The sequence below is a fragment of the Photobacterium makurazakiensis genome (genome assembly GCF_050336715.1).
Classification (GTDB): domain Bacteria; phylum Pseudomonadota; class Gammaproteobacteria; order Enterobacterales; family Vibrionaceae; genus Photobacterium; species Photobacterium makurazakiensis.
In genome coordinates, this window is sequence record NZ_JAKJSJ010000061.1 from 1 (window position 1) to 25,265 (window position 25,265).

A 25,265-nucleotide genomic window follows, 5' to 3' on the forward strand; every position below is an offset into this window, starting at 1 on the left:
GGTAAAAACTTTACTATTCATTATATAACTCATCATGTCGTAGTGGTCATTTTTATAAACAAGACAAATGTACACATTATTAGGCACAAAAAATACCCCAGCTTATCCAGCCGGGTTTTTGGGAGCAATATCACATTAGTTATTATCTAAATACTCAATAATGATAATCAAATACTCCCCTAACTATCTAATAAAATTGAGTTTAATATGTGTAATGATAAATATGACAACATGCTAGATACATGTCCAAAATGCGAACAATCAGACCACTTCCTGATTGACGAAGAAGAGAATCTTATTATTTGTATTTGCGGTTATAAATGGTTGATAGAGATATATCACCCTGATGAAAAACGTCTAAATTAACGTTTAGTTACCCCGATAATTTATCAGCAACTTTATTAGTAAATATTACATTGCGAATCTGAAAGCACAAGTAGTTCCATTTATAGTCGAAATGGATGTATAAAAATGCATGCTTTCATAAACTAATAATTCCTGATAGGTGTGCTAATAACCATACCGTGACGTACATCACAGAACCCAACCAAGACATATGCCTATTATTCATATGCAACATAGATATTAAATTGCTTATCATCGTTCTTGGGGGGTTACTTTAGCTCATTTTTACGATACAGCCATTTATGAAGGTGTTTATGGATCAAGCAAATGGATTGCGTAATTTATTCAGTAAGGAAAGCAGTAAAGATAGAGTAATAAGTGCTCAACATAAACTGCGCCAAGCAATTATCAGAGGAGAATATAATGACTTACATAAATTAATGCTCGAGCTTGAAGATGCTCAGAGTGATTTCGAGTCTCGCTTTCAATAGCAAGACCAAAGCGCCTCACTTTAATAAAAGTAAAGTCGTTAGCAGAGTACCCCAATAGAAAATTATATTTTTCAGTGTCAACAATAAATACCAATATGACCAGTCAAAACTAGAAACGATATGCTTAAGATCACCTAAAGAGTAGTGACAGTGTCACTGCCGCTTTACTTATTTCATTAGGCTGATCTTTGACTTCAACATCATAAATACTGGAAATAAATGTAAAAGTAGTAATCGGACTACATGGCTAATCATAACAAATGCAGGCTCTATTCCTAATAATAACGCCGTCGCAGTCATCGCTTCGATGCTACCAGGCACCCAAGACATCACCAATACGAGAAATGATATATTCAGCAAACTACTAAAGATCCCTGCAACAACCAATGTCACCGAGAGCCCGATGAGCATGACTGCTATTCCTGCCCATATGTACCGTAACACCTCACGGAATGTAACAAACTGAACCCTGACAGCAACTAAACCGCCTAATAACACCATTGCAAGCAGCCCAGTAAATTCAGGAAGCTCAACATTAACATCAGGGAATGCAAACCTAAAAACTGCCGTAGATACAACACTGGTTACCATAAACGGTGCCGGCATTCCCCATTTTCCCAAAATGAAGCCAAGTACATAGGAGATTAGAAACACCCATAATATTGCGTGATAATTAGGTACAATAATTGTCGGGATATGGACAAGAGAACTGCTTGTATCCCCTCCCTTCATGGCAATAACACTGGCAAGTAACATCAAGGCGACTAAACGAACGGTATGAGTAAATACCACACGCTGAGATGGTGACTTTTGGCTATCGGCAATCGCTAACACAGCTCCCATTGCACCAGGAAAAGACCCGAGCATACTTTCATCTTTACTCCACCCCGCCATTTTATTCAGCCATACATAACCAAATAGCATCTGCAAGCTTAAACAAATCAGTAAGCCTATAAGTAATGAAGGTGGCAGTGTCTCATGAAACGTTTGAACATTAATGAGAGCTCCAACCCCAATGCCTAAAATCAGCTGTATTACCGTTAGTACCGAGCTGGGTAAGTGCATTTCCTTATGAAGTTTACTCGCACCAATAACCGCGATCATTGCCCCAAACATTTCACCCATAGGTAAATTAGTCTGTGCTCCTAACATGGCACCCAAGATCATATAGCTGAAGGTTAATAACATTCCATGTCCTAGTCCTATCGTGGGCTTTGAAATACAATGCCCATTAATCACAGTGTACCAACCATTGGTAACTCACTCTGAGTATATAATGTGTATGAGTCTTTTTAGTTCACTACTTTTCGGAGCGCTATTTCATGCAACAGGGGCAACTGGTTCCACTCATTAAAACCGTTCATGCCAGTACTTTTGTATCTTTACTCAAACACTTTGAACAGGATATCTACCCTCTGCTGCAAACTGTTGGGCTACCCGACGATATTTTGTCCAGCAAGCATGAGTACATCCCTGAAGCACCGATAAAGCACCTTTTAGTTCTGATGTCTGAACGTGCAGAGCCCGATTTTTACGGTAACTTACTTCGCACCACTATACGCGAATATTTCATACCTAAAATTCTTAAGCACCTGAACCAACCATCAACGATCGGTGAGGCACTCGAGCAACTCAGAACAGCAATATTACACGATTCGCCCTCAACTGAGTTAAGTATTCAATATTTTAAAAACACACCTTGGATTTGTCGTCATAAAAATAGAGAAATAACGGAAGGTTTTATGTGGGCAGAGATTTTTTCTGTCTTATACCTCATTGAATTTATACAGTATGTATCTAAAAAAAATTGGCTACCCAATAACATAGCATTACAAGCAGACGGCGCTCATCATCTAAGAGGGATTCTGAAATGTCGCCGAACAACCTTTTATACAGAAAGACAACTTGCCGCCATAGAGCTGGATACAGAGATAATGGCACTACCATGCCATTTACCCGTCAGTTTAAGTTTAACCCCTGCAGATGTAGCAAAGACGCAACCTGATGCACCAACGTTTATCGAGTCTGTTTATCTTGCTTTGTCACCCTACCTTTCTCGACAAGATATGGCTATTGAACAAGCAGCAGCTTTACTAAACACAAGTACCCGCACCCTTCAGAGACGGCTATCAGCTGAACACACTAGCTTTAAACATGTTAAAGATAACATCATGCTCGCAACTGCCTGCCGCCTAATGGAACAGAAAGAATACTCACTAACCGATATCGCCTCAGAGCTTGGTTATGCCAATATTGCGCACTTCTCTCGTGCATTTAAAAAACTAACGGGCTTCCCTCCAAAAGATTACCGCAAACGCTTTTTAACCCTTAGCAATACCTAATGCTCCGCTGTTGTGCTCGATATTCCAGCCAACAGGCAACTAATACCATGTATACGCTGGCTAAAATAATCTGCCAGATCCGAGCATAAACATTCAGGTCTATTTCTTTACCTTCACTGGCAATAGCTGCGCCAAAAAGTACCAACATTGCTGATAATACACTCGCATATAGCGCTGCTTTTTCCGGGTTACTGTATAGGTTCTGTGCAAACAAGAGAACGATAAATGTCATCAAAGCTATTAAGAATGGAAACCAAGGGACTATCACCAATAGCTCGTAAGCAACAACAGCTAAGACCCCTCCCGTCACATTCGTAAGAAGTAAGAATACAGATAACTTAATACTTTTTAAACGCGTGATTTGTAATGACAATATCCCAATGAATGCCATTGTGAGTAAGGCACCATGTATTTGAAAATAATAAAAATACACAATCACAGGAAAACTAATTAGTAGCGCTTTTATCGATTCATTGACCTGAATAACCTGTTGTTGCTTGATTCTACCACCAGTAACAGCTTGCTCATCTTTGCTTGTCGAAGGCTCAGGTAATAAGGCATGCATGGCCAAAAAAATAACGACAGCGCCAACGCCTGACATCATAAGTCCCTTACCCAAGCTTAATGCTGCTATTGGGTGAGAAATCCCTAAGTAGGGAATAAGAAGCGTTGAAATAATGAGTAATGTTGCAAAAAAATTCCATTCTGGGTTCTGAAATAAATAGTAGGCCCAAAACATAAGCAAGCCGATAAGTAGCAAGAGAATAAACGGGTAATGAGTAATACCGTTACTCACTAGCAGCGCAATGAGTACAGTCCCGATCATTGATGCAAATAACTCTATGACGGTATGACTCGTTGGACTAGGTTTATCAATAAAAATTTTAGCGACAAATACCGGCATAATATATGCCAGATCCCAATTAATACCATAAGCAAGTGTGATAGATAGCATAACCCCTAAGGTATATCGAACAATTTTCCTCGTTGGTGTGTTTAGCTTCGTCATTCTCTTGCCCTCTATCGAATATATGACAACCAACTAATTACACGTATCCAAAGCCTGCCAAACATATTCATTAATGACGTTTCTTGGGTATAGAGCATAACATCTGCTTGACCGCCAACACGTAAGGCCCCATCAGGTGATTTACCATCAAAACGGATCACAACAGGGAAACGCTGGCTCTGACGTAACCAACCGATTTGGTTTTCTACACTCGCCAACTCTCCAGACTGATGGCCTTGCCCCCAATTCACCCCAAAGTCAATACTGGCAACTTGCCCTGTAAATATCTCACCAGGCACATTGTCCAACGCAATTTCAACAGCATCACCTGCTTTAATGTTACCCAGACTGTTTTCACGATAATAAGCCTCAATCCACCGATCTTCGCCTGAAACAAATGTCATTATGGGTTGGCCTTTATTGGCGTAAATACCTTCATCTAAACGAAAGTTTGATACTCCACCGAAAGAAGGTGCACGAATCGTTGTACGCTCTAAATCAAGTTGTGCTTTTTGAAGTGCCAAGATCGCAGTTTGCATTTCTGTGTTTTGCTCACCGTCACGACCTAACTGTTTCTTCGCTTGTACCAAGCCTGCTTTTGCTTTTTCGACCTGAGCACGAGCTTGAGCAAGTGCTGCCCGTGTTTTGTCAGCATCCGACTGCGTTACAATGCCTTTTTCGACCATTGATAACACCCGGTTCGCTTGGCGGCGAGTATTTTCTTGATTGGCAATCGCATCAGAGAGTTGAGCCTGTGCCGCTTTAATGGACGCAGTTTGTACACCAATCTGCTTACCGGCAATTTCAAGCCCTTGCTCTGCTTTCTTAACAGCAATACGATAATCTGATTGATCGATCTCAATCAACGGCTCCCCTATGCCAACAACGTCATTGGGTTTAACGTGCACAGCTGTTATCTCGCCAGAGACTAATGGCGTCAATGGCACAACATTACCACGCACCCTAGCCATATCTGTACTCGGGATCACGCGATCAGCAAGCACATAAAATATGAATAAACCGATACATACTAACAAAACATACAACGTCACTTTCTCTGGTGCTATCGCTACTTTCTTAGCTTGTGTATTACTTCCGTCGACTTCGGAATCTAACTCTTGTGAAGACGGCTCATTCTTTACTAATTCATTGCCACGTTTACTCATACCAACCTCAAGAATAAATACTTATTCGCAGACTTGCTCTGGATGCTGGCCTATATTGTATGCAGTTTTATTATTAATAATTTACCAATAGACGCCAGATGGTAAATCGAGTGCTTATGCTGTGTAACCTCAAAGTGATTAGACACAAGTGATTGTTTAAACGAAGTAAAGAAGAAGCACCTCAAAATTTTGGAATCGACCTCTCACATTTCAGCTACTGATTATTATATAAATAATGCTAAGCGGAATAGCATGATGGCTATGAAGAATGAAGTAAGTCACACGAGGCAAAATGGAAAGGTTTCCAGAAGTACATATTGACTATGATAATGCATTCGATTCCGATTTTGGCACCTTAATACATCGTGAATTTAAACCCGTTTATGCCGATGAAAGTTTATGCCGTATTCTTGGGTTTGATTCTACTTTTGATATCCTATCGCTACCAAGTCTACTCGACCTTTTCAATAACGTTTCACCGGAGTCAGCTTTCAAGCAATATCACAACGTCATCTCTGGTAAATTAAAGCCAAGAGTACGTACTTTTTTCTTTAGTAAAGCTGATAATAGACGAATGAACCTTCTTACAACAGAGTCTGTAGTTGAGTGGGAGGGTAATCCAGCAATACAAATATTCGTTATTGATATCACAGAAAAATATGAAAAATACAACCAGCTACAACAACACGCGAATATAGATTCACTGTCGAAACTCGCGAATCGCTATCGATTGGGAGAAATTTTAGAAACTGAGGTAAAAAAAGCACAGCTGCAAAACTACCCTGTCACTTGCTTATTTATTGATATAGATAACTTTAAAGCCATAAATGATCAATATGGTCACGCCGCTGGTGATGAAGCTATTCGGCGACTTTCGCATTGCTTTAAAAGTAGTCTTCGTAAATCTGATTTTATTGGTCGTTGGGGAGGAGATGAATTTTTGGTCATTCTTCCTAAAACCCCCCAAGAAATTGGTGAAAACCTAGCCGAACGATTACGCTGTCGAGTCAGTAAACTCACAATCCCTCATGCTTTGGGCACGTTTTCATTCACGATTAGTCTTGGCAGCCACACACTCATTCACAATCCTTATAACGCCCTTACCTTAGTCAAGCAAGCTGACATTGCATTACACCATGCTAAAAGTCATGGTAGGAACAAAGTTATAACCTATTCGTCATTATTTGAAGATGCCGTTTAAATCTAACATGACCTATATTCACCTAAAGTATAAACCTACAAGTATGTAGACCGAAGCTACTGAGTCAGTTGGCGTGAAATGGTAAATATGTGTTGATGCTTTCTCATACACTTCGTCTCGTTATCAACAACATTAAGCGAGATAAAGATGAAGAGCATTTGGACGAACATCAAGCAGTTTCTGATGACTCCCTACGGTAAAGCATACTTAGTTTTAATCACTCTAACCAAGTTATACCTTGTTTATATATGGGCATTAGAGCATGTAAAAAGCTTTGGTGGTGAAGTGTTTAATATGGTTGGCGCGTCAGTATCTTTCGGTGAAAGTTTATCGGCTATCATTTTTACTTGTATCTGTGGCTATTATACTGTGCAAGCAATTATCAATATATTCCGCACACCCACAAAAAAAGTTGAAGAAATTGTATGACACCCATTGTTATAAAAATGGGAGTATTCGCTCCCATTTATACATCAACAGCAAGTATCTAGAACACAACTAGCACTGGAAGAATGAAAGCTGCTTACGCTGATGTTCTGCTAATTGGGAAAGCTCTTCACTTGCACTAGCACTTTGTGAAATACCCACCACATTCTGGTGAACCAACTCTGACATCGTCACAACGTTGCGGTTAATATCTTGGGTAACTTGTGACTGTTGCTCAGCCGCGGTTGCAACCTCCGTATTCATATCACCAATAACACTCATGGCATCAGTAATACCTTCAAATACTTCATTTGCTAAGCTGGTTAGATTTTCTGACTCTTCCAACATTTGCAATGATTCTTGCATACCTTGGTTTGCATTGACCGATTGCGCTTGCAGATCTTCAATAATGATCTGTATTTCACGAGTTGAATCTTGTGTTCTTGCTGCCAGTAATCGTACTTCATCAGCGMCAACGGCAAAACCTCGTCCAGAAGCCCCAGCTCGTGCTGCTTCAATCGCGGCGTTCAGTGCTAACAAATTTGTTTGCTCTGAAATGCCTTGGATGACATCAATAACTTTACTGACTTGAGCTGATTGTTCTCGAAGATGTAATACTACTTTTGCAGCTTCAGACATTTTACCCGATGTTTCACGATTAGCTTGCTCGCTTTGTACGAACACACTTTGACCTTCATCGACCATTTTCTGACTTTGCTTTGCACATGTATCAGCTTCACCCGCATTGGTGCTCACGTTATCAGCCGTACTCGATAGTTCATTAACCGCAGAAGCAACTTGTTCAATCTCTGCAAGTTCACTTTGTGCATTATTTTGTGCTGAAACCATAACGGCAGTAAGCTCTGTTGATGCTGACGATACTTCTTCACTAATACGATTTAAAGAAGAAATAGTGTCTTGCAATCTATCAAGCGTGTTATTTAGATCTCGGCTTAATTCACCGATTTCATTAACACCCACCTCTTGCGAGCGTACCGTCAAATTACCTTGAGACAGTTGACGCAATACATCTCTTACCGCAACAATTGGCTGTACAATGCGACCTGAAAGGTACCAGGCTATAAATAATCCAATGGCAACAATACCTGACATTATGACCATGATGTTTCGCATCATTTGGCGATAATCTTCAGCCACATCACGAAGCTGTACTTGAACATTATTATTAATCGCAAGCGATAACTCATCGATAGCATCAATCAACTCTGTACCAGCTAATTGAAAGCTTGTTGACATGCGCTCAGCTTCAGGCTGAGTAACGCCCATGCTCGCTGATTTCACCACAAAAGGTTTCAACTGATTTTGAATAAATTGTTTATAGTTTTCAGTACGTGAATTCACGTTATTTACTGCACTCGAAAGTGCGGAGTCTTCAGCAATGTTATTCAATAACGTTTTATTCTCATTGAACCCTTGCTGTACTGTCTGATCAAGGTTGCGAAATGCGACCTCATCATTTAATGCATAAATAGCACTCACTCGAATATTAAACGTGTTTTCCAATACTTGCTGAATGCTGGTCTTATGGTTCAATGCATTGAATGTAACATCATTATTACGCTCACGCTGAGCAGCAGATTGCTTTGCAACCACCGTAAACGCGATTAGCATGATCAAGCAAATCAGCAGGACAGGTATCAACACCTGCTTTCTCACTGAAATATCATTAATATTCAACAACATATGAAACCCACAATCAAAGATAGCTATTTATAAAATATTTAGCTGGCGACTTTAACATGTATCCATAAAGGAATGTTGATACTTATCAATATATTAATAGTGAAACCCCACTGTTGCGATTACTTACCCACATCAACTTGCTTTATTATTCATTGCATCTCGGGTTGAGGAAATAACGCTGTCAAAAAAGCGGGTTACCTCTTCGCGATTAAGCCATTCTGGCTTAAAACGAAATTCACTCCAATTACTTACCTCTACCACCGTTCTATCCCAAGAGGGGCTATGGATATATAGCATGCCTATTAGTACGCATTGCAGCGCGCTTAAGAATGGGTTTTTCGGTGAGAATACTTTTAATGCCGATCCAAACGACATCTTCAACCGGCGGTTCGCCAAATCAACACTATAAAGTTCATCAAGTAGCAGGTGGACAATACCACCAAAAAATAGAAAGCAGCCAGAGAGCCAAGCAGTAACATCATTATAGCCAAGCAAATAAAGTAGCCAGACCGTAAATAGCCCCGAAAGGAGGATAAAAGCCAATGAATGACAGCACCCGCGATGAACCGTTATTTTTTCTAGCGTTGACTTACAGTTATATCGAATAGTTAAATAACAAAAACAGCCATAAACCATAAGCTCTAGCATTGATACCATTTGATAGATATGGCCTACGAAACTAAACGTAACCAACCCGCCGAATAGTCGGAATAATGTACTCATTGATGTTGAGTTATCTGAATCAATATCGGGCAGTAAACCACCAACTGTACCCAACAGCATAAGCCACAGTGCTGTTATTGGCACAACATGTCCCGCAGACAATAACGCAGTCGCCGCTAAACTACTGGTTATCGCGGCTGATCCAAGATGTGTTTTGAAATTAGCCACATTATTCACACTACACGACTATCACTAGAATGAAGTTTACTCCATTAACGTACAGTCACCGCCTCTAAAACTGGATAAATAAACAGTATTATGTAGTAAATGCATGTGACTGCAATAAAAATCACAAAATTAACAATAACATGACGTCATATGATGCTTTTTTAGTCACTAACTGTGTTTGGGGTTTTATAACATGCTATCGATAAGGCTCACTGTAAGTCGCTTATTGAAACTGTTCGTTTGTTTTTCCTAAATCATATTGATAAAAAACCAAATCGAGCCAGCGGTCAAATTTATACCCAGCCTGCGTGATCGCGCCTTGCTTACGAAAACCTCTTTTTTCATGAAGCGCTAAACTTGCTAAATTTTCTGCATCAATAGCGCCGACCATAACATGAAAGTTCTGCGCTTTTGCGGCATCAATAATGGCGTTCAATAATTGCTTAGCAACCCCTAGCCCCCTGAAATCAGGATGGATATACACACTGTGCTCCACGGTGAATTGAAAAGCGGGTTGCTCACGAAAGCGACCAAATGTCGCAAAACCCATAAGCTCTCCATGACGATCAAATGCGCCTATAACAGGGTAGCCACCGGTTACCTTGGTATTAAACCAATGCTTCATAACAAGCATATTTCGCGGTTCATACTCATACAATGCCGTTGTATTTAAAATAGCGTCATTAAAAATATCGAGAATGGCTTCTGCATGTTGTTCATAAGTACAAGGTTGGATGTACATATACTTGTCCGTAAGCTAATGTCTTGGTTCTTTAACCTTTATAATATCGAATAGCTTCAAGTGTTCAATCCTCGTAGTGGTAGATTTGCTTTCTCGCGATGAACCTCTAGCCCTAGAATTGGTTAATAGTTCCTTGTTCTTAGAGAGTTAACCTCTCATTCATCACCATCAATAACATACAGAGCTAAAGATTATCGGTATACTTAAGACATACAAGAACGCGCAATATATGGATAACACATGGAAGCTGAACAGCTCGAAATTCTCAACTTCATCAGCCAATACACCCCCTTTAAGCAGTTACCAGAAGACGCCCTCAAGCATATCGCTCTGAATATTGAAGTCTCTTACTATCGTGCTGATACAATGGTTTTAAATTTTGGCGACGATATACATGATTTATACCTCATTCGTAGTGGCACCGTAGAGATTTACCGTCGAAAAGGTGAGTTGTATAACCGTATAGATGAAGGTGACTTGTTTGGACAAATGGGTCTATTGATGAGTAATCGCGTTCGAATGCCAGCCCGTGCTATTGAAGACACACTTGTTTACTGTATCCCTGAACAAATTTTCAATTCGCTATGTGATGAGTTTGATTCCTTTGCTGACTTTGTTGAAGTAGAAGAAAATACACGATTGCGAAATGCTGTATCTACTCACTCAGAAGGAAATGATTTAACCACATCAAAAGTGCGTACTCTACTAGCACGTGAACCCATAATGATTGCAAAGAACGAGTCGATTCAGACTGCAGCAATGACCATGGCAGAAGAAAGCGTTTCATCATTACTTATTACCGACCCAGAGCGAGATAATAGTGATGAGGAATATGATCCTTTAGTGGGAATTATTACTGACCGTGACCTTTGTTCACGAGTAATAGCTGAAGGTATTGATATTTCAACGCCAGTGTCTGAAGTAATGACCACAGAACTCATTTCACTCGATCATAACGCCTATGTGTTCGAAGCAATGTTAACCATGCTGCGTTACAACGTTCACCACTTACCCGTATTAAGAAACAAATATCCAATCGGGGTTATTGGGCTAACAGATATCGTTCGTTACGAATCACAAAATAGCTTGTTGCTCGTTAGTACTATATTCCAACAGCAAACAATTGAAGAGCTGCAAGTCGTCTCTGAACAAGTTAAACACTGTTTTGTGCGTATGGTAAATGAAGATGCCAATGCACATATGGTAGGTAGCGCCATGTCCGTTATTGGCCGGAGTTTCAAGCAACGCCTAGCTGAACTTGCCGAAGAAAAATTTGGTCCACCACCTATTCCTTATTGCTTAATAGCGCTTGGTTCAATGGCGAGGGATGAACAACTCATTGTTACCGACCAAGATAATGCACTGATTTTAGACGATAGTTACGATGAAAAGATTCACGGTGAATATTTCGAAAAGTTTTCGCATTTTATTTGTGACGGACTGGCGGCTTGTGGCTATACCTATTGTACTGGCGATATTATGGCAACCAACCCGGAATGGCGGAAAACGCGCAGCCAATGGGAAGACTGCTTTGCTGAATGGATAGATAATCCTAAGCCTCAAGCATTACTTAACAGCTCTATCTATTTCGACCTTGCTGGTGTTTATGGACGTGAGAAATGGGCAGAGCAGCTAAATGGTTTTGTTATTCGCCGAGCACGAAGAAACAACCGATTCCTTGCTTGTTTAGCACGAAATGCGATTACTCGCACACCACCACTAGGCTTCTTTAAAGACTTCGTGATGGAGAAAGACGGCCAGCACCGAAATTCCATTAACCTGAAACGCCGTGGTACAGCCCCACTCGCTGACCTCATTCGTGTGCACTCTCTTGCTGTCGGCTCTCGTGCTCAGAATTCATTTGAACGTTTAGATGACATCATTGACGCCGGCATCTTACCCAAAGGACGAGGGCAAGATTTACGCGACGCGATGGAATTTATCTACATGGTTCGCATTCGACATCAAGCACTCGACATAGAAGCTGAAATCGAAGCTGATAACAGCATTGAACCTGAAAACATGTCAGATTTCGAGCGACGAAATTTAAAAGCGGCATTCCAAATTCTAAGTAATGCTCAAAACTTTATTAAATTCCGCTATCAAGGGAATCGTCGTTAATGAGTGATACATCTTCAGGTTCAAAAACAAAAAAGCCGAGTCGTCAGCTATTGAATACTCGTTCGACCCCTGAATGGCCGACGTTCTTTAATACTTTATTAGAATCAGCAAATGATGAGCGCATCAAGCAGTATTACTCAACCCCAGTGCCTAGTGGTTCAACACCATTAAAAGAGGTTGAATTCGTCGCACTTGATTTTGAAACAACAGGATTAGACCCCAAAAAAGATGCCATCATCAGTATTGGCGTTATTCCTTTTAACATAAACCGTATTCGCTGTCGTGACTCAGCTCAATGGTTTGTTAACCCTCACCGCCCGCTTCAAGAGGAGTCTGTTATTATTCATGGCATTACAGACTCAGAAGTAGAAAACGCACCAGATTTATTAAAGATTCTAGAGAAAGTATTAGATTCATTAGCAGGAAAAATTGTTGTTGTTCACTACAAGCAAATTGAGCGCGAGTTCATGAATCAAGCGCTGCATGACCGACTGAATGAAGGAATACATTTCCCTGTTATTGATACGCTTGCGATAGAGTCGGCGATACAACAGCGTAAATTTGGCGGCTTAATCAACCGTATGAAAGGCATTCGTCCTGGTTCCGTTCGTTTAGGCCGTGCACGCCAACGATATGGTTTACCGCCTTATCAACCACACCATGCCCTAACAGATGCGCTTGCAACGGCTGAGCTATTACAAGCCCAGATTGCTTACCACTTCTCGCCTGATACACCATTGTCAGAAGTCTGGTTATAACGCCTTACGTAGCACCATAAAAAAACGCCGCAAAATTTGCGGCGTTTTTACATTTGAGCACTAACTAAACAGGAAAATTAATTAACGAAATTTCTCTGTTTTAAAGCCCATAATCAAGCTCACACACATCAACAGCAGAATGAATACAAATGGCAATGCTGTAGAAATAGCACCCGCTTGTAATGCTTCAATGGCTTCAGTACCACCGACATAAAGCATCACTGCTGCAACCGCACCTAACAGTGCTGCCCAGAAGATACGTTGTGGCATTGGTGACTCAATTTTACCACCAGCGGTGATATTATCGATAACCAGCGAACCTGAATCAGATGACGTAATGAAAAACACCATAACCAAGATAATCGCCACAATAGAAATGAATGAACTCATTGGTAGTGAGTCAAACATTTCATACATCGCTAGTGGAACAGATGTTAAACCGTTCGCACCAAGCGTACCAACGCCATTTATGACCTGATCAATTGCCTGACCACCAAATACAGACATCCAAAGGGTCGTAATAAGGGTCGGTACAATCAGAACTGCGATCATAAATTCACGAACAGTACGGCCTTTTGATACACGCGCAATGAACATACCCACGAATGGTGACCATGACATCCACCAAGCCCAGTAGAAGATTGTCCAGCCATGCATCCAAGACTGATCTTCACGACCATGCGGGTTACTTAGCGCTACAAAGTTCTCGGCATAACCCGACACTGTTGCTGGAATTGTCCCCATAGAAACCGCAAAACTAGCAAGTGCAACAAATACAAGTAGGGCTATAGCCACTAACATGTTTATGTTACTAAGTAGCTTTACACCACCATCAATACCGCGTGCAACGGATACGATAGCAAGCAAGGTAACAACAACAATCACGGCAATTTGCAGACCTATGCCACCATCAATGCCAAACACATGCTCAATACCGCTCGCAGCTTGTTGTGCACCTAAGCCAAGTGATGTAGCCAAACCAAACATCGTTGCGATAACAGCAAAGATGTCAATAATGTGGCCAGGCCAACCCCAAACGCGGTCCCCTAATACTGGGTAGAAAATTGAACGGATAGAAAGTGGTAAGCCTTTGTTATAAGCAAAGAAGGCAAGAGATAATGCAACGACACCATAAATAGCCCATGGGTGTAGACCCCAGTGGTACATAGTTGCACCCAGAGCCAACTCCCTTGCTTCAGGTGTGTTTGCCATAACATTCAATGGCGTACCAAACCAACCAGTATAGTAAGCAACAGGCTCCGCAACACTCCAGAACATCAGGCCGATACCCATACCGGCAGCAAATAGCATTGCTAACCAAGACATACGAGAGTAGTCGGCTTCTGCATCTTGACCACCAATTCGAATTTTACCGTATGGTGAAACAATTAGAGCAAGACAAAATATAACAAAAATATTCGCAGCCCAAACAAATAGCGAATCAAAGTGATCGATGATGCCATTCTTTACGCCGTTAAGGGTTTCTTTAGCTGTAGTAGGGTCGCTGATTAACACTGCAACCAAAAACAAAACAATCAAGCCAGCGCTGGTACCAAATACGGGATTATGAACATCAAACCCCCACTTTTGGACGTTATCCTGACCTACCGTATAATCCGTATTATCGATACTGTACTTATCTACTTTACTCATCATTAAACCCTACTTGGTACAACTTTCACCAAGAATACTTAGCCCTATAAATAATAGAAAAACATATAGATCAAACCATTCTCACCACTACAATGTCAAGTTTTAATATAAATCAACGATTAACGACTAAATTTTAGACACAAACTCCATTTATGAGGACATTAGAGTATAAAAAACATTCACACAGTTATTTCGTGATCTAAGTATTTTTCTGCTGATAAGTTTGAAAATACTTAGAGCTATACCTATTTACTCAGCATTTTTGCCATTCTGCGGTCACTGGTATTAGCCTTAATAAAAAAGCGACCAATTTGGTCGCTTTTGTCAATCGGCTTAAATGCTTTACGCTAGATAAAAATCAGATAAGTCAAAAACATCGCTGCTAAGCTGTAAATTAATGGATGCACTTCTTTACCCTTTCCTGCTACAACCATCGAGAATGCATAGCTAACAAAGCCCATTGCCATACCGTTTGCCGGTGAGAACGATAGCAAGGTGAACATAATGGTAAAGAAAGATGCTATACGAACTTCAACAACGTCCCAGCTGATATCTGCAATACGGCCAATCATGTAAACACCCACAACAACCATTGCTGGCGCAACCATTGCAGCAGAGAAGATGGAGAACACCGGATAAAGGAATAATGAGACAAAAAACAATCCTGCAACTACAACCGCACTCAAGCCTGTTTTAGAACCTTGCGATGACGCAATGCCAGACTCTGAGAATGCTGTTACAGAAGTTGTGCCTAATACCGCACCTACAACCGTACCACCTGCATCTGCAACCAGTGCCGACTTCGCATTTGGAACCTTACCGTCTTTATCAATAATACCAGCATCGCGCCCTACCCCAACAATGGTGCTCAAACCATCAAAGAAGTCGACAATTAAGAAGATAAGTACAATGAAAAATAGATCAAATAGCTTTTCAGGTGTAAAGCCTGAAAAGTTAAAAATATGCCCAAATGTCGGTGCAATACTTGGTGGCAACGAGAATAAAGAATCAGGAATTGGTGCATTGCTGGTGCCCATAAAGAAATCAGCAAGCATGGTTAATACAATGGCAGAGACAAAAGCAATGAAGGTCGCAAGTTTAATATTGCGAATCATGCACGCTAAAGCAATGAAGGTTGAAATATACGCAATCGCAACTTGAGGATTCGTTACATCACCTAGGCTTACTAAGATAATAGGGTTTGAAACAATGATACCTGCGTTTTTCAACCCTAAGAATGCGATGAATAAGCCCAGTGACACCGAAATGGCTAGCTTAAGATCTTCTGGAATAGATTCGATCAAAGTCTTACGAATCGAGGTCATGCTAAGAATTAGGTAAATAATACCAGATAGGAATATACCCAATAATGCTTCATGCCAAACCAGAGCAATAGAGCCACTGAGTAGAATGCCTTTAAAAAAGCCGTTCATACTCATGCCCGGCGCTAACATGACCGGATAATTACCCCATACGCCCATGACTAAGGTTGCTAATGCTGAAGCCAACGCTGTCGCTGTGAAAAGTGCTCCGCGGTCCATCCCCGGAATATCACCCAAAATAGCTGGGTTAACGGCAAGAATGTAGCTCATGGCCAAAAAAGTAATAAAACCAGCGTAAATTTCAGTTGAAACCGTTGATTTACGTTCCGTAAGCTTGAATATCTTATCCAGATTCACAACAAAGATCCTAAGATGTTAAAAGTAGTTGTCACTTGGGTATAAGACAGGTATCAAATTGATATTCAAGGGTTGGATCAGCCGCTAGCTACTACAATATCGCTAGCATGTTCAATTGTAGTTTCGAGAATAGGCCTCGAAGTAGAAACTTTTGGTCCATATCACCAAAAATATACAATAGAATCCGTCTTTGGCGCGGATTTTATAGTGATATGGAAGAAATACAATACTGAAAAGTGTGATCGGTCATTATTGAAACATTTTGAAACAAATCAAGGCAAACGGTTGCGCAACCGTTTTCATTTTCTTGCTAATAAAATCAAAATTCCGTCATCAATTATTAACAAAAGTGAAACAATACCGCTTTACGATTAACGGCACAAAACAGCTTCAAGCACCAACGACTATCCGTTGGAATTAATAAGAAAAAGGAAGTAATAATGAGTCGTCTTGATCGCCTAGATAGCCTTCTACACCCGCGTAAAGAAGAGCCAGAGTTCAATGATATTATTCGTAAAGGTGTTAATCGCCGTCAGTTTCTAAAAGCAAGCACGGCAACAAGTACTGTGGCTTTCTTTGCTTCTGCACCAATTGCACAAGCTATCGCCAGTACTAAACAAACGAATAATCATCTGCTGGGTTTTGACGCGGTTCCGGCTTCTACTGCAGATGATATTGTCGTCCCTAAAGGCTATCAAGCGGATGTTCTTATCTCTTGGGGTGACCCAATGTTCAAAAATGCACCACGCTTTACTCAAGGTGCAGACAGCAACGCACAACTCCAGCAGTTTGGCGACAACAACGATGGTATGACGTTCTTTCAAATCAGCGATGATCGCGCCGTATTATCAGTGAATAATGAGTATACCAATCACGTTTACCTTTTTGCTCACCAAGGGAAAAACTTAACGGCTGATGATGTACTCAAGTCTCAAGCAGCACATGGTATTTCTGTGGTTGAGCTTCATAAGAAAAACGGTAAGTGGGTGATCAATCAAGAAGGTCGCCTAAACCGTCGTATTACTGCTAATACTGAAATGGAAATTACAGGTGAGGCTGCCGGTCATGAGCTAATGAAAACGGCGGCAGATCCTAAAGGAACAAAGGTACTCGGCACATTCAATAACTGTGCAAACGGTGAAACACCTTGGGGCACATACCTTACTTGCGAAGAAAACTTCAACGGCGTATTTGGCTCCGACAGTAACCCTGCCCTTGATAGTAACTATAAGCGCTACGGCTTATCAAAAGATGACTGGGATTATCAGTGGTATAAGCATGATGAGCGATTTGACCTTGCTAAAAACCCTAACGAACCACACCGCCATGGATGGGTTGTTGAAATCGATCCAATGAACCCAAATTCTACACCCAAAAAACGAACAGCCCTTGGTCGCTTCAAACATGAAAATGCCGCATTAACAATTAACAATGATGGCTACGTGGTTGTGTACCTTGGTGATGACGAACGTGGTGAGCACCTTTACCGCTTCGTATCTAAAAATAAATACAACCCATCTAATCCAGCAGCTAATCGTGATTTGCTAGAAGAAGGCACGTTATATGTGGCTAAATTCTCGGCGAAAGACGGTGAGCTAGAAGGTAAAGGTGAATGGATTGAGCTGACCTTTGGTAAAAATGGGCTTACACCCGAAAACGGTTTTGCTAGCCAAGCTGAAATTTTGATTTTCGCGCGTAAAGCGGCAACACAGGTTGGCGCAACGACAATGGACCGTCCTGAGTGGGTTGCCATCAATCCAAAAAATCAGCAAGTCTTCTGTACGTTAACCAATAACAAGTACCGCGGCGTTAAAGCCAACCAACCGGTTGATGCTGTTAACCCACGAGAAAAAAACCCGTATGGCCACATTGTTCGTTGGTCACCTTCTGGCTCAGACCATACCTCGAAAAACTTCGACTGGGATCTCTACTTAATTGCTGGCAACCCAACCGTACATGAAGGGTTAATGGCTGGTAGTGACAACATTAATGCAGATAACATGTTTAACAGCCCTGATGGTGTCGGTTTTGACAACGCAGGTCGCCTATGGATTCAAACTGATGGTAAATACTCGAATAAAGGTGATTTCGAAGGCATGGGTAACAATCAAATGCTATGCGGCGATCCAAACACAGGTGAAGTACGTCGCTTTTTAACAGGCCCTATTGCTTGTGAAATTACGGGGTTAACATTCAGCCCAGACCAAACAACCATGTTTGTTGGCGTTCAGCATCCAGGTGAAGATTTAGCGCCCTCACATTTCCCTGATGGCGGTAAATCAATACCACGCTCTTCTGTTATTCGCATCACTCGCACTGATGGTGGCATTATCGGCGCGGCGTAAAAATATTCCAATAACGAAAAGACACACCTGCATCACGTAATTTGGCAGACCAACATGGTCTGCCTTTTTTCGCACTAGATACATCGATTTAAATATCTCACTTTACTCATGCAGAAAGCCGTTATATACGATAGAGTAAAAGCTAAAAATGCCACTAGCCATATATACAAATATATATCCATCATCTCTAGCAACCGCTGTTCACCAAACGAGGATATTAATTTTATAAAAAGTGGATGTATAAGATAAATTCCAAAACTATGAACCGCGAAACAGCTTAATTTCAAGTCGTTGTTGGCGTGCTTTTTAATCAGGAAAAACACTGCCACGGACGCAGCAGTAATATTCACACTTAAATATGAGTAAAAATAAAGGTGTGTTATATAATAGCTACCAACAATAGTAATTAATAACGCTACTATAAATATCAGAAAGCACCAATGAGTATTCGCCTTAACTTTATACTTGGCAATATACCCACCCAAGCAGAAATAGCCTAAATAACTTAGAAAATCATTGGTAAATAAGCTAACTTTAGCGCTCAAGTCAAAATATAAAAGAACAACATTTGAAAGAGCAGATAGCATGGCCAATGCAAAGCAGATGCTAATAAATGCGAAAAACTCCTTTTGTTTAAGCGAGCTGATAATCACCCTTAAAACAGGCGTTACTAAATATAAAAAAGGTATCATAAAGAGATACCAAAGGTGATAGTAAGGTTCACCAAGCGCCCAGCCTTGAGCAACCGTAAAATAAGCGGTAGAGATATCACCTTTAATAAAGTACTTTAGAAGCACCCACAGAGAGTAAAAAAAAGACCAAAATAAGAGCGGGATCAGAATTTTATTTATTCTTTTTTTGAAAAAAACGGCATTTGATTCTGTCTTATTTAGTAAGAAATAACCGCTAATCATTACAAATAATGGGATACACCACAGAGTTATAGATGCGTATATGTTACCAGCCCACCAGTCACGACTGCCGTAGATATCGTTACTTATATCAATATCACTAACAAAGCCAGAAGCAACATGTAATAAAACCACAGCAAAAACAGAAAATACGCGTAAGTTATCAGCCCACAAAAACAGAACCCCATCAATTTTTGCCAAAGTCTATCACTAAAGGAGGAATGATAGTATGAACAAAAGTAATATCTCGTTAGGTTGTGTATGAACCACTACAAATCGCCTATCTAGAGAGTAAAAATCTCTTTATTGCTTCTGTTTTCTATACACCTCGGATAATCGCTTTTTTTTCATCACTAATATGATCAGAGAATCGCATAAGTAATAGCTGTAATTTAGGGTTTATTCTCGATTGACAAAATGGCTTATTTGGGTCCGAGTAATAATAATTCCATAGCGTTTCCTTGCTCAACTTAAAATCGCCGAAATCATATACTCGAGTTAATAGAGGCATACTGAAATCAGCCTGATTTAACGCCATTGCTCGTTTAGCAACAGTACGTTGTGCTTCATTCATAACATAAACACCGGAAGGATACCGGTAGCGAAGTGCATGACTAGAGGTGCAATCATGGGTATGCAGGTGAACAGCAATAAGTACTTCCAGTGAGACTTTATCAGGGGAAAAATCAATTAAGACCCCTTCAGTATAACTCAATCCATTAATGGGTTTTATCCAGCCTTGCTGTACCGAACTAACCCCAATTAACGATTGAAATACAGCTTCGATACACCAGTAACACCCGCCAGAAAAACCAGCTCGCTGAATTTTTCTATCATTCATAGTGACCTACTTTTTTATGTGTTAGATATAAAATACATCTCGTCTAGTAAAGAATAGATTAATGCCTCAAGTCATCCTTTCGGTATCTAAAGTAAGCCTATAGACATAATACAGAGTATGCAGCGACTCCTTGTTGGTAACCTGTATCCAACTTTTGTTTATCTGTCGTTACACGCCCTACTGCAAACTCTTCCGGTGGTGCAATAACCGTTAACTTACAATCTGCTGGCGGGTTTTCAATAAAATCAATCGCTTTATTGTATGCATCAGCGCGTTGTAGCATTGCTTCCGCCAATTCAGGTGTATCTGACAGTAACTGCCTAACTAACCACTTACTCTTTGGCGCCGATTTACGGTAACCTTCAGGTTGAGAAAGCACAACAGTAATATCTCTTGCCCCCATGTCGTAGGCTTTAATGACAGGTATTGAGTCCGCGACCCCGCCATCAGTCATCGGTTCGCCATGAATTTCTGGATAATTTCGATAAGCAATAGGCACGGAACAAGACGCTTTTAATAACTCATTCAAATTTTCGGCAGTTGCTTGTATGTACGCCGCATCACCCGATTTAACTTTAGTGGTTACAACGTATAAAGGAATTGGTTGACGCATTAAAGTATTGCGGTCGATCTCAATTTCAGCAATTGTGATATCCCAAAGCCAATCAAGATCAAGCCAATGCCCGCCTTTGATGAAACGGTATAAATCAATGAATTCAGGTCGACAGGAGTAATCAGTAATAACGTTATAAATACGACCATGTTGATTCGCAAGCCACGATGCTAGGTTCGTTGAGCCAGCAGATACACCGATGCAGAAATCGAAAGGACGATGATCCTTCTCCAAAAACGTATCGAGTACACCTGCAGCAAAAATACCTCGCATCGCGCCACCTTCAACTACCAGCGCTGAAGAGCCGTTACTATTCTGTATCACGTCCATATCAAACCACCCTAATCATTCACGACTTCAACAGCTTAGAACATACGCTCTAGATGTGGGCTGAATAACGGTCAATTTGCTAAGGGGCTCAAACTATCCATTTTTTAGAGTTCAATGCCAACTCGTTGGAAACGAAGATTAGTATCAAGGTATGATAGGTTCGTCGGCTGATAATACTCTGGTGGCATCGCTTCAAGCCAACCATGCTGTTTCAGCGCTTGCCATTCCTGACGACCTAATATGATATATTCAAGCGATTCATCAAGAAGTTGAGAGATGGCTTCGATCGTTAATCGTTCATCTCTTACCAGCGTTTTTAACTTCCCAGTAAGTACGGATAACGGCAATAAGAGCTCCCTTACCGTTTGTTTTCGGTCAGTAATGTTCGCAGCTTGTTTTGTTCGACGAGCAACGTCAAAAATCTGTTCCCAGTCAGGCTTGCCTTGACGGGTCACCAATTGATGGCGATAGCAGTAATAGGCTTCAAAGTATTGTCTTAGAGAATGATAACGCTCAGCGTAAGCTTCAAGATAGATATGTTGAAGCTCAATGTTAGCATTAAACTCATTGATATTTTGCATTATATTTTCCACATATTACTGCTGCAATTTACTAGAGTCGGAATCTTACCCCAACTGCACCTTCAAGTTCGATATTTGAAGAGTCTTCTATATACCACGTTGGCCCTGCTTCCGCGTAAATCTGAACGTTGCGAAGCGGTAATACAAAACCTAACCCTGCTCTTGGCCCCCATTGATTATCCCTATCATCGACCCATTGCAGGCCAGTATACGAATAGAAAGGAGCGAGATCAGTACGCCCAGTTAACTCGTTGAGATACCATTTTGCGTCAACACTCACACTAAAAGTATCTAAACCAACCGCAAGTTGAATTTTATCCCAGTATTGGAACGTCAATCCAGATGTTGGACTTCCTAAAAAGACACCTGCAGATAAAGGAGATGACGCAGCAAAAGACGCCGCTGGTAAAACCAATGCTGATGCTAATAAAAGCGCACGTATTTTCATTCTATTTCCCTGAATTTTCTTTTGATACCAATGAAATAACGAGGAGACATTACCGTCTTCTAGACTAAAATCAAGTAATTGTAGGGTTTAATGAAATTTTATTAACAAGGATCAGGTCTATTGATGTAATAGAAATCTTTGAGTAAGGAATGCTATGTTAATCAAGAAACCATCTCGCTGGTCATTAAGCGAAAATGATGCAACACCAGAAGGTGTTTATCAGAAGCGTCGGGACATTTTAAAAAAGTTAGGCATCACCCTCGTCGGTATGCCATTGGCATCTCAAGCTAATGCAGGTTTATTTGACGCTTTTACCAGTAAAGATAAAAAAGTCATCGATAACCGTACGGCATTGTCGACATCTCCATCGCCTTATTCTAACAAGCAACTGGCCTTAACCCCGGAAAGTAAAATATTGCAATACAATAATTTTTACGAGTTCGGTACCGATAAGTCTGATCCTGCTGAACGCGCTCAGAATTTTAAAACAAACCCATGGAATATTGAAATTGATGGCATGGTTCGCCGCCCTCTTACACTGGGCTATGAGGATATCTTTAATAAATTCACCCTTGAAGAGCGTATATATCGCTTACGCTGTGTTGAAGCATGGTCGATGAATGTACCGTGGGTTGGTTTTTCATTAGCAGACTTAATCAAACTCGCCTCACCAACTAGCAATGCAAAGTACGTTGCTTTTGAAACATTGTACGACCCTAAACAGATGCCCGGACAAGCTTCTCGACGGCTTGGAGGAGGGATAGATTACCCCTATGTAGAAGGCCTACGTTTAGATGAAGCTATGCATCCTCTCACACTCATGTCGGTAGGGCTATATGGTAAAACGTTAGCACCGCAAAATGGTGCACCACTACGCCTTGTCGTGCCTTGGAAGTATGGGTTCAAAAGCATTAAATCCATCGTCAAAATCACCTTAACCGATAAAATGCCGCCCACAACATGGAATATATTAGCCCCCAATGAGTACGGTTTTTATGCCAATGTAAACCCAACGGTCGATCACCCGCGCTGGAGTCAAGGTAGTGAACGTTTTATCGGTGAAGGAAGCCTATTCAGCAGTCGACGCCAGCCCACCCAAATGTTTAATGGCTATGAGCGCGATGTTGCTAGCTTATACAAAGGGATGGATTTGAAGAGGAACTTTTAATGAAAAAGGCCATTGGGAAAATATCACCGAGACAGATTATTTGGCTAAAAGCCTTCATTCATTCAGTGTCGCTTGGCTTTCTCGCTTTCCTTATCTATTCAGTTTTTTCTGGTGGTTTAGGGGCTGACCCTATTGAGGGGATCAGCCACTTTACGGGGAAAGCAGCACTTAACACGTTAATGTTAACCCTGATTATTTCCCCGCTTGCCCGTTTTCTTAAACAAGGCTTACTCGTAAGAACACGACGATTAGTTGGGTTATACAGCTTTTTTTGGGCATTACTTCATTTGGTGGGCTATCTGGCGCTCGATCTAAATTTTAATGGGTCACTATTATTATCTGAAATTATTGAGCGTCCCTACTTAACATTGGGCGCCGTAAGTTGGTTAATTCTTTTTGCCCTAGCGATTACATCAACTCAAGCAATACAAAGAAAAATGGGTGCCCACTGGCAAAAGCTGCATAATTGGGTCTACCTAGCGGTACTTCTTGCTCCTATTCACTACTATTGGTCGGTAAAATCAGGGCTTATTGAGCCCGCCATTTATATTATTTGTGTGCTAAGTATTTTGGCGCTACGCCATAAAATATTTCGTCGTTGGTTAATGACTTTCATACCACTTCACCGTTCAACCGAAAAAAGTTAGCTCTATAGCATATCTATATTAAATTACGGTTCTCAAACACTTGAATTAAGTAGAATATATTGTTTTTTCTGATACGATATAAACCATTACATATCTAACTCGGCGGGCATCACCCTTACCCGTTAAGTTAGTCGTTTGATGGGGTCTACCTTTGGTTTCTGAGTATCTTTCAATTAGCATTCAAGCATTTCAAGCTGATTGCCTTCAACTTTGTGAACAGCACTATCCAACTGTTCACAATAGAGGAATGCGTGAAAATCACTTAGGTAAAGCACTTTGTCGCCGCATTATTACCACGTTACATCAAGCGGGTATTTCATCAACGCTGCAACAGTGTCAAAACAATGACAGCCTTTCACAACCTATATTTCATATTGAAACCGATGACTTTTCGGTTTGGGTCGTTGCACATAGTATGCTGAGTGCGAACATTGCACGACGTAATAGTTTGCTTACTGCGATAGTGCAGACTCAACAAAAAACCAGCTCAGTTAAAGACCAATATTTAGTATTAGTCGCCGATCACTGGTTTGACCGAAGTAAAGCCAGTAAAGAAATACCAGCGTGGTGGCTTGGACAATTACCCTCAAACAGCCAAGATTATCTACAAGATGGCGTTAAATTGCTAACACCCGTAAAAAGCTTACCTGAACAACTTGAGCAAGAGCTCGGCTTCACTGATGGGAGCCATCATATTCACCACCCATTAAAGCGTGAAAATGATGGAAAAACCGTTCATAAGTATATTCTTCTTACCGCGCATTACCTTCTTCCGTAAGTGAACGCCTCATGTCTGGTACTAGCACTGCATCACACCTATCTTTAAAAAACGACTCTCTATACCGCTTATTTA

At 40.9% G+C, this 25,265-nt stretch carries 23 protein-coding genes and 1 riboswitch; of the genes, 10 read left to right on the forward strand and 13 right to left on the reverse strand.

Features of this window, described 5'->3' with window-relative positions; translation table 11 throughout:
- The first annotated feature begins 659 nt into the window (after positions 1-659).
- Entirely contained in the window at positions 660-836 is a 177-nt protein-coding gene (locus tag L4D09_RS22945; RefSeq protein ID WP_428459861.1) for a hypothetical protein, read from the forward strand.
- 168 nt (positions 837-1,004) lie between these two features.
- On the opposite strand, the gene L4D09_RS22950 is transcribed toward L4D09_RS22945, so the two are convergent.
- Positions 1,005-2,024: an AbrB family transcriptional regulator gene (locus tag L4D09_RS22950; protein ID WP_428459862.1), complete on the reverse strand. Its 1,020-nt coding sequence runs from the start codon at positions 2,022-2,024 to the stop codon at positions 1,005-1,007.
- A 134-nt stretch (positions 2,025-2,158) separates the two neighbouring features.
- Between L4D09_RS22950 and L4D09_RS22955 the strand changes: the two genes are divergently transcribed.
- The gene (locus L4D09_RS22955) at positions 2,159-3,178 is read left to right on the forward strand and encodes a helix-turn-helix domain-containing protein (protein WP_428459863.1); all 1,020 of its coding nucleotides are present in this window, start codon (positions 2,159-2,161) and stop codon (positions 3,176-3,178) included.
- Here L4D09_RS22955 and L4D09_RS22960 read toward each other — a convergent pair.
- Entirely contained in the window at positions 3,165-4,187 is a 1,023-nt protein-coding gene (locus tag L4D09_RS22960) for a DUF2955 domain-containing protein (protein ID WP_428459864.1), read from the reverse strand. The genes L4D09_RS22955 and L4D09_RS22960 overlap by 14 nt on opposite strands.
- Before the next feature lie 11 nt (positions 4,188-4,198).
- On the reverse strand, positions 4,199-5,353 hold the full coding sequence (locus tag L4D09_RS22965; protein WP_428459865.1) for an HlyD family secretion protein: 1,155 nt from the start codon (positions 5,351-5,353) through the stop codon (positions 4,199-4,201).
- Between the two features lie 292 nt (positions 5,354-5,645).
- On the opposite strand from L4D09_RS22965, the gene L4D09_RS22970 reads away from it, so the two are divergent.
- On the forward strand, positions 5,646-6,554 hold the full coding sequence (locus L4D09_RS22970) for a sensor domain-containing diguanylate cyclase (protein WP_428459866.1): 909 nt from the start codon (positions 5,646-5,648) through the stop codon (positions 6,552-6,554).
- A gap of 147 nt (positions 6,555-6,701) precedes the next feature.
- Complete coding sequence (locus L4D09_RS22975) at positions 6,702-6,983, forward strand: hypothetical protein (protein ID WP_428459867.1); 282 nt, start codon at positions 6,702-6,704, stop codon at positions 6,981-6,983.
- A gap of 69 nt (positions 6,984-7,052) precedes the next feature.
- On the opposite strand, the gene L4D09_RS22980 is transcribed toward L4D09_RS22975, so the two are convergent.
- The 3 genes from L4D09_RS22980 to L4D09_RS22990 all read right to left on the reverse strand — a co-directional run bounded on the left by L4D09_RS22980 (position 7,053) and on the right by L4D09_RS22990 (position 10,317).
- The gene (locus tag L4D09_RS22980) at positions 7,053-8,684 is read right to left on the reverse strand and encodes a methyl-accepting chemotaxis protein (protein WP_428459868.1); all 1,632 of its coding nucleotides are present in this window, start codon (positions 8,682-8,684) and stop codon (positions 7,053-7,055) included.
- A gap of 132 nt (positions 8,685-8,816) precedes the next feature.
- Entirely contained in the window at positions 8,817-9,575 is a 759-nt protein-coding gene (locus tag L4D09_RS22985) for a metal-dependent hydrolase (RefSeq protein ID WP_428459869.1), read from the reverse strand.
- Between the two features lie 223 nt (positions 9,576-9,798).
- Positions 9,799-10,317, reverse strand: coding sequence for a GNAT family N-acetyltransferase (locus tag L4D09_RS22990; RefSeq protein ID WP_428459870.1), 519 nt, complete (start codon positions 10,315-10,317; stop codon positions 9,799-9,801).
- Between the two features lie 240 nt (positions 10,318-10,557).
- Here L4D09_RS22990 and L4D09_RS22995 point away from each other — a divergent pair, with 240 nt between their 5' ends.
- Complete coding sequence (locus tag L4D09_RS22995) at positions 10,558-12,438, forward strand: DUF294 nucleotidyltransferase-like domain-containing protein (RefSeq protein ID WP_428459871.1); 1,881 nt, start codon at positions 10,558-10,560, stop codon at positions 12,436-12,438.
- Complete coding sequence (locus L4D09_RS23000) at positions 12,438-13,196, forward strand: 3'-5' exonuclease (RefSeq protein ID WP_428459872.1); 759 nt, start codon at positions 12,438-12,440, stop codon at positions 13,194-13,196. Before L4D09_RS22995 ends, L4D09_RS23000 begins: the two co-directional genes overlap by 1 nt.
- An 81-nt stretch (positions 13,197-13,277) precedes the next feature.
- Here L4D09_RS23000 and L4D09_RS23005 read toward each other — a convergent pair whose 3' ends face one another.
- The gene (locus tag L4D09_RS23005; protein ID WP_428459873.1) at positions 13,278-14,852 is read right to left on the reverse strand and encodes a BCCT family transporter; all 1,575 of its coding nucleotides are present in this window, start codon (positions 14,850-14,852) and stop codon (positions 13,278-13,280) included.
- A 344-nt stretch (positions 14,853-15,196) separates the two neighbouring features.
- Positions 15,197-16,528, reverse strand: a complete 1,332-nt coding sequence (locus L4D09_RS23010) for an NCS2 family permease (protein WP_428459874.1) — start codon at positions 16,526-16,528, stop codon at positions 15,197-15,199.
- Positions 16,529-16,626: 98 nt separating this feature from the next.
- A riboswitch (purine riboswitch) is annotated at positions 16,627-16,726 on the reverse strand.
- Between the two features lie 242 nt (positions 16,727-16,968).
- On the opposite strand from L4D09_RS23010, the gene L4D09_RS23015 reads away from it, so the two are divergent.
- Positions 16,969-18,873, forward strand: a complete 1,905-nt coding sequence (locus tag L4D09_RS23015; RefSeq protein ID WP_428459875.1) for a PhoX family protein — start codon at positions 16,969-16,971, stop codon at positions 18,871-18,873.
- A gap of 74 nt (positions 18,874-18,947) precedes the next feature.
- Here the strand turns inward: L4D09_RS23015 and L4D09_RS23020 are convergent, their stop codons facing one another.
- The 5 genes from L4D09_RS23020 to L4D09_RS23040 form a co-directional block, all read right to left on the reverse strand.
- Complete coding sequence (locus L4D09_RS23020; RefSeq protein ID WP_428459876.1) at positions 18,948-19,985, reverse strand: acyltransferase; 1,038 nt, start codon at positions 19,983-19,985, stop codon at positions 18,948-18,950.
- Positions 19,986-20,103: 118 nt separating this feature from the next.
- Positions 20,104-20,625 (reverse strand): peptide-methionine (S)-S-oxide reductase, encoded by a 522-nt coding sequence (locus L4D09_RS23025; RefSeq protein WP_428459877.1) that lies wholly within the window; start codon positions 20,623-20,625, stop codon positions 20,104-20,106.
- A 97-nt stretch (positions 20,626-20,722) separates the two neighbouring features.
- A complete protein-coding gene (locus tag L4D09_RS23030; protein ID WP_428459878.1) occupies positions 20,723-21,568 on the reverse strand; it encodes a patatin-like phospholipase family protein in 846 nt (281 codons plus the stop codon).
- A gap of 104 nt (positions 21,569-21,672) precedes the next feature.
- Complete coding sequence (locus tag L4D09_RS23035) at positions 21,673-22,149, reverse strand: hypothetical protein (RefSeq protein WP_428459879.1); 477 nt, start codon at positions 22,147-22,149, stop codon at positions 21,673-21,675.
- Positions 22,150-22,180: 31 nt separating this feature from the next.
- Positions 22,181-22,597, reverse strand: a complete 417-nt coding sequence (locus L4D09_RS23040; RefSeq protein ID WP_428459880.1) for a hypothetical protein — start codon at positions 22,595-22,597, stop codon at positions 22,181-22,183.
- Between the two features lie 154 nt (positions 22,598-22,751).
- Between L4D09_RS23040 and msrP the strand changes: the two genes are divergently transcribed.
- The 3 genes from msrP to L4D09_RS23055 all read left to right on the forward strand — a co-directional run bounded on the left by msrP (position 22,752) and on the right by L4D09_RS23055 (position 25,190).
- On the forward strand, positions 22,752-23,765 hold the full coding sequence (msrP, locus tag L4D09_RS23045; protein WP_428459881.1) for a protein-methionine-sulfoxide reductase catalytic subunit MsrP: 1,014 nt from the start codon (positions 22,752-22,754) through the stop codon (positions 23,763-23,765).
- A complete protein-coding gene (msrQ, locus tag L4D09_RS23050) occupies positions 23,765-24,412 on the forward strand; it encodes a protein-methionine-sulfoxide reductase heme-binding subunit MsrQ (RefSeq protein WP_428459882.1) in 648 nt (215 codons plus the stop codon). Before msrP ends, msrQ begins: the two co-directional genes overlap by 1 nt.
- 151 nt (positions 24,413-24,563) lie before the next feature.
- A complete protein-coding gene (locus tag L4D09_RS23055) occupies positions 24,564-25,190 on the forward strand; it encodes a hypothetical protein (RefSeq protein ID WP_428459883.1) in 627 nt (208 codons plus the stop codon).
- Positions 25,191-25,265: the final 75 nt, after the last annotated feature.

Bases quoted from the DNA above. Each gene is read 5' to 3' on its own strand.
- L4D09_RS22995 (WP_428459871.1), top strand. From the start codon at position 10,558: ATGGAAGCTGAACAGCTCGAAATTCTCAACTTCATCAGCCAATACACC.
- msrQ (WP_428459882.1), top strand. From the start codon at position 23,765: ATGAAAAAGGCCATTGGGAAAATATCACCGAGACAGATTATTTGGCTA.
- L4D09_RS23040 (WP_428459880.1), bottom strand. From the start codon at position 22,597: ATGAAAATACGTGCGCTTTTATTAGCATCAGCATTGGTTTTACCAGCG.
- msrP (WP_428459881.1), top strand. From the start codon at position 22,752: ATGTTAATCAAGAAACCATCTCGCTGGTCATTAAGCGAAAATGATGCA.
- L4D09_RS22945 (WP_428459861.1), top strand. From the start codon at position 660: ATGGATCAAGCAAATGGATTGCGTAATTTATTCAGTAAGGAAAGCAGT.
- L4D09_RS22970 (WP_428459866.1), top strand. From the start codon at position 5,646: ATGGAAAGGTTTCCAGAAGTACATATTGACTATGATAATGCATTCGAT.
- L4D09_RS23025 (WP_428459877.1), bottom strand. From the start codon at position 20,625: ATGAATGATAGAAAAATTCAGCGAGCTGGTTTTTCTGGCGGGTGTTAC.
- L4D09_RS23030 (WP_428459878.1), bottom strand. From the start codon at position 21,568: ATGGACGTGATACAGAATAGTAACGGCTCTTCAGCGCTGGTAGTTGAA.
- L4D09_RS23000 (WP_428459872.1), top strand. From the start codon at position 12,438: ATGAGTGATACATCTTCAGGTTCAAAAACAAAAAAGCCGAGTCGTCAG.
- L4D09_RS22960 (WP_428459864.1), bottom strand. From the start codon at position 4,187: ATGACGAAGCTAAACACACCAACGAGGAAAATTGTTCGATATACCTTA.
- L4D09_RS23035 (WP_428459879.1), bottom strand. From the start codon at position 22,149: ATGCAAAATATCAATGAGTTTAATGCTAACATTGAGCTTCAACATATC.
- L4D09_RS22975 (WP_428459867.1), top strand. From the start codon at position 6,702: ATGAAGAGCATTTGGACGAACATCAAGCAGTTTCTGATGACTCCCTAC.
- L4D09_RS22950 (WP_428459862.1), bottom strand. From the start codon at position 2,024: ATGTTATTAACCTTCAGCTATATGATCTTGGGTGCCATGTTAGGAGCA.
- L4D09_RS22990 (WP_428459870.1), bottom strand. From the start codon at position 10,317: ATGTACATCCAACCTTGTACTTATGAACAACATGCAGAAGCCATTCTC.
- L4D09_RS23005 (WP_428459873.1), bottom strand. From the start codon at position 14,852: ATGATGAGTAAAGTAGATAAGTACAGTATCGATAATACGGATTATACG.
- L4D09_RS23015 (WP_428459875.1), top strand. From the start codon at position 16,969: ATGAGTCGTCTTGATCGCCTAGATAGCCTTCTACACCCGCGTAAAGAA.
- L4D09_RS22955 (WP_428459863.1), top strand. From the start codon at position 2,159: ATGCAACAGGGGCAACTGGTTCCACTCATTAAAACCGTTCATGCCAGT.
- L4D09_RS22965 (WP_428459865.1), bottom strand. From the start codon at position 5,353: ATGAGTAAACGTGGCAATGAATTAGTAAAGAATGAGCCGTCTTCACAA.